We start from the raw sequence: 8,795 nt of genomic DNA on the forward strand, positions 1-8,795 counted from the left end.
TAATTTATACAATGAAATTAGGTTACATTTATCTTTAGAATATAAAACACCGAATATGGTATATAAATTAACAGCGTAAATTCAATTTTAACCTGTAGCCATATTTCAGGACAAGACATTAAACAAACTCCAACAAATAATTAAAATGATTAGAAAAACCTTAATCTTTATTACTTTAATTCTATTTTCATCAAACTCATTTTCTCAGAAATGTGTGGACGAAACAGACCCATTTACTAATGAAAGAAAAATATCTTTTGACTACAACTTTAAAACTGTTTACTTTCAAGTAATCGACAAAAAAATCGAATTTGAAATAACATTCAGTTACAGAGGTGAAAGAGGTACAGAATTCAAGGAAGGTACTGAAATATTGTTCAAACTTGAGAATGGAAATATTTTAAACTTAAAAACAACCAGAAAATCAATTTCTAAAATAGAACAAATAAATTATACATCTAATACTTTTGGGTATGGAATGGGAATGTCAATGTCTAACTCGCAAAACTACTCAACATATTCTTTTGCTTTCACATTATTAAAAACTCAATTAGATCAGTTTTCGGAATCTAAAATTGTATTAATTAGAGTTCCTGATACTGATGAGGGCAAATTCTACGATTTAGAAGATAAGGGAGAGACTAAGAAAAAAATTAAAGCTATAAAAAAAGGAGCAACTTGTATGAGCAGTTTTATCCTATAAAAAATAACGTTGTACAACACCGTGTATAAAAAATTGCTAGTTTTAGCTAACATAAAGTTGCTTGCCTTTTTGCCGGCTTCCGATTTTCCTTCGGAAAATCCTCGCCCACAAACACGCAACTTTCCATACACGAACACGTTAGCAGCAATTTAAACGCAAGTGGAAAACAAAATTATAAAAGGAACTGAATTTTCAGAATACGAAGCAAGAATTAAAGTACTTGTTCTTTCCTTTTCAGTTCAGCTTGAAAACCTAGCAAGCAAGTTTTTAAAATCAGCTTTAAAGCTTGATGATGGTGCTATTTCATTAGGGAATACTGGACAAGCTTTATCAATGAATCACAAGCTAACATTAATGCTAGATTCCAAGTTACTCGACCCCGAATACAAAAAATATATTAAAGCATTTTTTGAAATTCGAAATCAATTTGTTCATAACGCAAAAGCTAAAACTTTTGAAGACTGTTTGTCGTTTTTGAAAGGAACTGAAACTTTTATGGAAAAATCATATTTAAAAAAGAAAAACGAAAACGAAAGAGCTGGAGGAACTAGAGCTGAAAAAGAAAAAGCGGACGAAGAGACCAATGATAAAGAACTGATGTTATTTGATATAAGTGATAAAGAAAAGTTACTATACAAGTATTGGATTTCATTATGCGAAGATGTAATAATTGGTTTTGAAAGAATAGCTCTAAGGGTTGAGCTAAAGGGTTTCGAAATAAAAAAAGCTGCTAACAATACCTATAGCAAATAGGGCGGTAACTGATGAATCCATTGGCTTGGGTTTATTTACCAAGTCCGCCAAATCTTTTGGATTTGGCTTTTAAAATGAAAAAGATAAAAACAAAACAAAAAGTTCTGGCTAAGTGTGCAGACGGAAACGAAAAGTTTCCTTGTCTGCCCTACTTGCCATAGCTTAGCCGTTATCTTTAATGCTGACCAAAAACATAAAAGTTTCCATATAATTCAACTTTTTTATTTATATTTGTATTATAAATGGACACGCAAACCGAATGGAAAAAAGATTTGAAGTCATCTTTCTTGAGCAAGCTATTGACTTTATGTCAAAGGTCGACAAGAAAGCAAAAATGAAAATTTATTATAATCTAGACAAGGCCACATTTGGACTTGACCCGAAACTGTTCAAAAAGCTAACGGACGACATTTGGGAGTTTAGAACTAAATATGCAGGACTTCAATACCGACTTTTCGCATTCTGGGATAGGACTGGAAAAACGGAAACGCTTGTGATTTCTACACACGGAATGGTCAAAAAAACGGACAAGGTTCCTAAAGCTGAAATCGAAAAAGCAAAACAGATTCGGACAGAATATTTCGAGCAATAAAAAATAAAGTTATGGCAACAAAGAATAAAATGATGAAAATTATGACCCTTGACCAAATGAAGGACAAGGACATTGGAAAAATCGGAACAGCGGACAGGGACAAGTATGAATTCGATTTGCGAATGGAGGTTTTGGGAGAAATGATTAAGTCCGTACGAAAAGAACGGAAATTGACCCAAGAACAACTTGGTGAATTGATTGGAGTTCAAAAGTCACAGATTTCTAAACTGGAGCGCAGCGCAAAAAACGTAACGATTGAAACTATTTTAAAAGTGTTTAACGCACTAAAGGCGAATATAAAGTTCAGTGTACAAATGAATGACTCGGAATTCAAGGTTGCGTAAAAAGCACTAAAGATAACAATAGCTATAGCAAATAGAGCGATAAGTGCTGTATCTAAAGGCTTGGGCGTGTTTACGAAGTCCGACAAATCTTTTGATTTGGCTTTTAAAATAGATAAAATAAAAACAAAACAAAAAGCTTTGGCTACGGGCTTGGCGGAAAGATAAGTGCTTCTCACCTGCCCTACTTGCCATAGCTAAACCGTTGTAAACAATTATGAAAAAAATAGGAATTCTAATACTTGGACTAGCATTTCTAATGGGTTGTATAGAGGAAAAGGAAACTCGTAATAACATATTTGACCCATTTCAAGCTAGTGAGAAAGTAGAAAGCCAGTTCTTCGACCTTGATACGCTTTCGCTAAAAGAAATTGAAGGTAAAATGGGAACAAAAATCTATTTCTTACGAGAATCCTTTGATATTGATTCAACTGATAAAATATCTTTGGAACTGAAGGAATTTTATACCATTTCGGATTTGATTAAAAACAATATTCGGACAATTACTCAAGACAATGAATTACTTGAAAGCTCTGGGGTTATTTACTTGAATTTCACAAAAAATGGAGAAGAACTTAAACTAAAGGATAGTGCGACTATAAGAGTGAGACTCCCGTTAGAGTTGTCAGAGCAGGACAAAATTTTCAATGGAGAAATGGACTCACTAAATCAAATATCTTGGTCGGAGACAGAGGCTTATTTTATGGTGTTACGTTTCAACAAAACGTATCAAATCGATATGGGCTATAACGTGACTTTAGATTCGCTTCCCTATTATCAGGAACTATGGAGAAAACAAGATAGTATTTACGAGAAAACAATTGGTAGTTATGAAAATATTGATAAAAAAGTTGGGTCTGCCGTCTCTTTAACCAATCTCGGATGGATTAATGTGGATAGATTCGTAGAAAAGCCGGCTACAATGGACTTTTCCTTTACCAATTCGCTTGAAGTAGATGGAATAGTGATGTATGTGGTATACGACAACTTAAATTCTTTTACGAGCTACTATCCTGATGAAACTGAAAACATCATATTGACAGGCGTACCCGTTTTAGAAAATACATCCTTAATCGCTGTTGGTATTAAAGAAAAGCAATTATATGCTCAAAAAATACGCGTTGGGGACAAAGATTCAATGCAATTATCCTTACAGTCCATAAATCAGACGGAACTAGACAAGTTGTTCAAAAAATAACTGTTTACAACAAAACCTATAAACAATACGGGCTTAGGGCTTAATCGCAGGGTTTGTGTATTTTTATAATATCCGCAAAATCTTTCGGATTTTGCTTTTTAGCGGGACAAAGAAAAAAAGAAAACCAAAAGATTTCGCTATGTGCGTGGCGGAAAGCAAACGCTAGTTTGCTCCCGTACTGTTCATAGCTAAACCGTTGTGTGTAATTTGAAAAATGGAACTACTTAAAGACTGCATATTAAAACAAGTTAGTATAGACACGGCATCATTAGAAAAGATATTGTCCATGTTCGAATCGGAAGAGCTTAAGAAAGGGGATTACTTTCTTCAGTCAGGAACCGTATGTCGGAAAATGGCATTTATAGAAACCGGGTATCTTAGAATGTATGACATTGCCGATGGAAAGGAAATTACCCTGTGGATTGGGAGCAGTGGAAAGTTCATCACCTCTATTTCAAGCTATGTGTTTCAAACAGGTAGTATCTGGAACATTCAAGCCTTGACAGACTGCAAGCTTCATGTTATCACTAAGGATAAGCACCTTCTACTGGGAGAGCAGGAACCAAAATGGCTCGAATTCGATAATCTGCTCTTGGCACGCTCGTTTGCTTTATTGGAGCAAGGAGCCTTTGCTCATTTGCATACCACAGCTCAACAAAGATTTGATGCCTTGATGAAAAACGAACCGGATCTGTTCCTGAATGTTCCGCAGCAGCACATTGCTTCCATGCTTGGTATTGCCCCCGAATCGCTGAGCAGGCTGAGAAAAAACCTTGCCAGGTCCATTTCCTAACATTTGTCAAGAGAATAGTGATTCGACTTGGGGAAATTTGTTTCAAAATTCCAAGACATGAATCAACTACAAAAAGCTCTTCAGCTCAACGCCCTGTTCTCTGGGCTCTCGGGTATTCTATTAGTGGCCGCACACAACCGAGTTGCCGGTCTCTTCGACACACCGAACTCCTCAGTGTTCCAAGTAACTGGCGCAGCCCTGATCTACTTTTCTCTCACCATTGTTTATGAAATAAAACACCAAAATCTCTTGAGAGTGCTGTTCATAATCGTTCAGGATTCTCTGTGGGTTATCGGAAGTATTATCGTTTTGATCTTTCAACCTTTTGATATCTCAATGACGGGGAATGGCGTTATGGCTGCCATTGCACTCATTGTCCTGTTAATGGCTATCAGCCAAACCAACGCACTGGCTCAAACAGATAGCATTGCTAACAAGGGCATCAAGCAACTAAGATTTGAAAGAACGGTGAAGGCAACCATAGCGAGCGTATGGAAAGTCATTTCCGATGTGGCCAATTACCATGAAGTAGCGCCCAACGTGGATGATGTGAAAATCATTTCTGGTGAAGGAAAAGGAATGGTGCGCAGCTGCAGCCACGGGAAAGACAGTTGGACAGAAACCTGCTCGCTTTGGGAAGAAGAAAAGGAATATGCCTTTGAAGTGAATACGAATGCTCCTGACTACCCTTATCCTTTCAAATATTTGAAAGGAAATTGGAAAGTGGAAGCAATCGACAATTCTCAAACAAGGGTCATCATGCTTTTTGAATTCGAGTATAAAAGGAAGTTTCAGAATTGGTTACTACACCCTATTCTCAAAGTAAAGTTTGGTAAAACAGCCGAAAAGCTCCTAAATAATTGGCAAAATCAAATCGAGAAAAAGTAACGATCATAAGTATTATGAAGGTAAAACATATTCGACTGTTTATTCTTTTCATTTTCTGTATTCTTAATCTCACTGGTTGTGATGATGACATAGCTCCTGAAGAAAATTTGAACTATCAAACAATTGTTGATTTAGAATTACCATTTAACAGTTCTTGGTTTGTAGTTTGGGGAGGCCGAACCAGAGAACAAAACTATCATGCCTCGCTGACTGACCAAAGATTTGCCATTGACGTGGTACAAATCAAGAATGGATTCACTTTCACCGGGAGTGGGCTTCGAAATGAGGACTATTTTTGTTTTGGAGATACCCTATATGCCCCAGGGGAAGGTCAAATTGTTGAAATGGAGAATTTAGTACCAGAGAATATCCCTAGACAAACTGATAAAAACCAACTTTTTGGTAATTATGTAATTATCGACCACGGGAATAATGAATATTCTGTTTGGCACACTTTATGAAAAATTCAATAACTGTGACCGTTGGTGATATGGTAACAAAAAGGCAGGTTATAGGTCTGGTTGGAAATAGTGGAAATTCGACCGAACCACATTTGCATTATCACCTTCAAAACAACCCTTCAATAATGCATGGTGAGGGATTGCCAGCCCAATTTCGAAACTACTACGCAAATGGGATTTTTGTTTCAGTCGGTGAACCCTTGAAGAACCCAGAAATCAGAAAGGATTGGTAAGGGTTATTGTGATTGAAACGGATAATAATGAATGAAAAAAATGAAGGTAAAATGGATAATAATTGCTATACTAGGGCTTATCATATCGAACTATACCATTCAAGCTATGCAAACAAGTAATACGATAGAGCTATCAGATGGAAGAGTATTGGGCTATGCTGAATATGGTGAACCATTGGGTTACCCAATATTCTATTTTCATGGTGGGCAGGAGAGTAGATTGTCCTCAAAATTTATGGATAGCGCTGCTAAAAAATTGAATGTACGGATAATTTCTCTTGATAGACCTGGGGTAGGGTTATCTACATTTCAAAAGAATCGACAATTTATAGATTGGGGTAAGGATGTTTCAGAATTCGCAGATTCTCTCAGGCTGGAAAAATACTCCATATTTGGTTTATCTGGAGGTGCACCGCACGTTTTGGCTTGCTTAATTTCTGATTCGTCAAGAATAGAGAATGCTACCATTGTATCAGGTGCAACTCCATACAATTACAAAGGCACACTCAAAGATATGTGGTTTCCTGTTAAACTAATTCATTGGTTCGCTAGCTGGAAAAAAGATAAACAACTGAGAAAGTTTATACAGAATGATTTTGATGGGCTTTTGCATAAGCCAGAAAAGAGAATTAAACAATTTCAAAAATACCTACCCAAGCCTGACAAAAAGTTGATGATCGAGCATCCTGAATATGGTTGGGAGTTTATTGAGGGTAGCAAAGAAAGCTATAAGCAAGGTATAGATGCAGTTGTTCAAGAATGGAAACTTTATGTTTCGGATTGGCAAATGCAATTAAATACAATTCAATTTCCAGTTAACCTTTGGTATGGCTCATCGGACAGGATGGCTCCGACCTACAGGGGAGAATATTATAAAAAAGAGTTGCCAAATTCAAAACTAAAAGTATTTGAGAATGAAGGACACTTTTCCTTAATTAGAAACCATTTAGAAGAAATTTTGACAGAATTAAAAACTACACACAACAAAGAATAAACGCCACTAGAAAATTAAAACCATTACTTGTAATTATAATCCTATTATGAAAACTATAGGTTCAATCTTACTAACGCTAATTTGGTTAGCAATATCGCTCACCAGCTGCGCTAATGCTTCCACTTCTCAAGAGTTGAATCGGAACGATGAATTCAAGAAAAATATAGATAGTTTAAGTGCCTACACCTTAAATAAAATCAAAGGTATACCTGGCCTTTCAATAGCCGTGATAAAAGGTGATGAGGTTATTCATATTGAGAGTTATGGATTTAGCGATATCGAAAATAATGCGATAGCAACAACTACAACACCCTATTATATTGCTTCAACTACAAAGTCCTTCAATGGAACCTTAGCACAAATTCTTCATGATGAAAATGTGCTTGATCTTGACACTTCCATTACTTCCTATGAACCAATTAAGAGCTTCAAGGACAAAACAGTATTCGAGGGAATTTCACTGCGAGAACTCCTATCTCATTCATCAGGAATAACCAATGGATATTTGGTTTGGCGAAATGCCGTTTCAGGCCAATATGAACATCAACAACTAATTGAAATACTTAAAGACCAAACGGGTTCTCTGAATAATAACAAAGCCTTTAAGTACGATAATTTGGGGTATAATATTTTCGCCTTAATACTTCAAGAAGAATTTGGTTTGAACTGGAAAAATCTGCTGAAAGAAAAAATTTTTCAACCCTTAGAAATGGAAAGAACTTCAGCTTCTTACGATCAGGTAATTCAGGAAAAATGGGAAGTAACTCAACCATACATTGCTATCGGTGACTCTACAAAACCTGTGAAGGCAAATTCACGAAAAGACGAGAAAACGATGCAAGCTGCTGGCGGACTGTTTGCATCAATTGAGGATATTTCCAACTGGCTGCTTTTTAATGTAAACAAGGGTGAATTTAAGGGTAAATCCGTGTATCACCCAGATATGTTAGGGCAGGTACACAAATCCTACGCAGACGTAAATAGAAATGGCACAATCTTCAAGGAAGTTGGGTATGGTTTAGGGTGGCATACTTCCGAATTTAAAGGTCAGAATGTTCTATACCACAATGGTGGCTTCCTTGGTCATACAGCCAAAATATCATTTATGCCTGATCAAAAAATTGGGGTCGCTGTTTTTGCAAACGAATCGTTCTTTGGAGATAATATCGCTGATCTTCTAACGTCCTACACATTTGATTACTATCTGGATTCCGTGGAATCAAGTGACGTCTATTTAGAGCAAATTGAAAATTTCCGCAAAAGAATTAATGAGATGAATAAGTCGTATGCAAATTCTGTATCTGAAAGAGCCGACAAACAATCCTCGTTAACTCTCAACCTTTCTCAATACGAAGGTCAGTATTCGAACAAAGGATTTGGTGATTTGTCAATAACTATAGAGGATGACATAATGTATATTAACATGGGATTACTTAGCTCCAAAGCATATTATGGCAATGAGGTAAATACACTGGAAGTTGACTTTAGTGGTCCAGGGAGCAAACAATTGATAGAATTTACAATCACAGACAATACTGTGGAGTCCTTAAAATTCAAGGGCTTGGAATTTGTCAGAATAAAGGCAGAATAAAAACTACACACAACAAAGTATAAAAATAATAGCCGAAATAGTAGTAAATTCAAGAGTTATAGCCCGCTTCAACCTTACTGTAATTTGACAGGAATTAAGCCCGCAATCGGCTACTATTCTTATACTAACCGTTGTAAAACATTTACCTAAACCTAAAAAGTGAATCAAAAAAGTTATCTAATTATTTTACTATTTCTTGGATTCTATTCTTGCGAACACTTTTCTCAAAAAGACTATTTTGACAATAT

Annotated in this window: 11 protein-coding genes; all 11 read left to right on the forward strand. The window is 36.0% G+C overall.

All coding sequences use genetic code 11. The annotated features are described in order from the left end of the window. Positions 1–145 precede the first annotated feature (145 nt). The 11 genes from ACOCEA_RS17715 (at position 146) to ACOCEA_RS17765 (ending at position 8,547) form a co-directional block, all read left to right on the forward strand. On the forward strand, positions 146–703 hold the full coding sequence (locus ACOCEA_RS17715; RefSeq protein WP_420757613.1) for a hypothetical protein: 558 nt from the start codon (positions 146–148) through the stop codon (positions 701–703). A 159-nt stretch (positions 704–862) separates the two neighbouring features. Then, on the forward strand, positions 863–1,456 hold the full coding sequence (locus tag ACOCEA_RS17720; RefSeq protein ID WP_420757614.1) for a hypothetical protein: 594 nt from the start codon (positions 863–865) through the stop codon (positions 1,454–1,456). Between the two features lie 259 nt (positions 1,457–1,715). After that, complete coding sequence (locus ACOCEA_RS17725) at positions 1,716–2,048, forward strand: type II toxin-antitoxin system RelE/ParE family toxin (protein WP_420757615.1); 333 nt, start codon at positions 1,716–1,718, stop codon at positions 2,046–2,048. Between the two features lie 11 nt (positions 2,049–2,059). Next, complete coding sequence (locus ACOCEA_RS17730; protein ID WP_420757616.1) at positions 2,060–2,392, forward strand: helix-turn-helix domain-containing protein; 333 nt, start codon at positions 2,060–2,062, stop codon at positions 2,390–2,392. A 214-nt stretch (positions 2,393–2,606) separates the two neighbouring features. Next, complete coding sequence (locus ACOCEA_RS17735) at positions 2,607–3,587, forward strand: hypothetical protein (protein ID WP_420757617.1); 981 nt, start codon at positions 2,607–2,609, stop codon at positions 3,585–3,587. A gap of 214 nt (positions 3,588–3,801) precedes the next feature. Further along, positions 3,802–4,380, forward strand: coding sequence for a Crp/Fnr family transcriptional regulator (locus ACOCEA_RS17740; protein ID WP_420757618.1), 579 nt, complete (start codon positions 3,802–3,804; stop codon positions 4,378–4,380). A gap of 57 nt (positions 4,381–4,437) precedes the next feature. Further along, entirely contained in the window at positions 4,438–5,268 is an 831-nt protein-coding gene (locus ACOCEA_RS17745) for a type II toxin-antitoxin system RatA family toxin (protein WP_420757619.1), read from the forward strand. Between the two features lie 14 nt (positions 5,269–5,282). After that, entirely contained in the window at positions 5,283–5,729 is a 447-nt protein-coding gene (locus ACOCEA_RS17750) for a hypothetical protein (RefSeq protein ID WP_420757620.1), read from the forward strand. Continuing rightward, complete coding sequence (locus ACOCEA_RS17755; RefSeq protein ID WP_420757621.1) at positions 5,726–5,962, forward strand: M23 family metallopeptidase; 237 nt, start codon at positions 5,726–5,728, stop codon at positions 5,960–5,962. The genes ACOCEA_RS17750 and ACOCEA_RS17755 overlap by 4 nt, the downstream gene beginning before the upstream one ends. A 31-nt stretch (positions 5,963–5,993) precedes the next feature. Beyond that, positions 5,994–6,956 (forward strand): alpha/beta fold hydrolase, encoded by a 963-nt coding sequence (locus ACOCEA_RS17760; RefSeq protein WP_420757622.1) that lies wholly within the window; start codon positions 5,994–5,996, stop codon positions 6,954–6,956. A 46-nt stretch (positions 6,957–7,002) separates the two neighbouring features. Continuing rightward, positions 7,003–8,547 carry a serine hydrolase domain-containing protein gene (locus ACOCEA_RS17765; protein ID WP_420757623.1) on the forward strand — a complete coding sequence of 515 codons (1,545 nt, stop codon included), beginning with the start codon at positions 7,003–7,005 and terminating at the stop codon, positions 8,545–8,547. Positions 8,548–8,795 lie beyond the last annotated feature (248 nt).

Origin of the sequence: Maribacter luteocoastalis, assembly GCF_048890225.1 — a bacterium.
Classification (GTDB): Bacteria; Bacteroidota; Bacteroidia; order Flavobacteriales; family Flavobacteriaceae; genus Maribacter; species Maribacter luteocoastalis.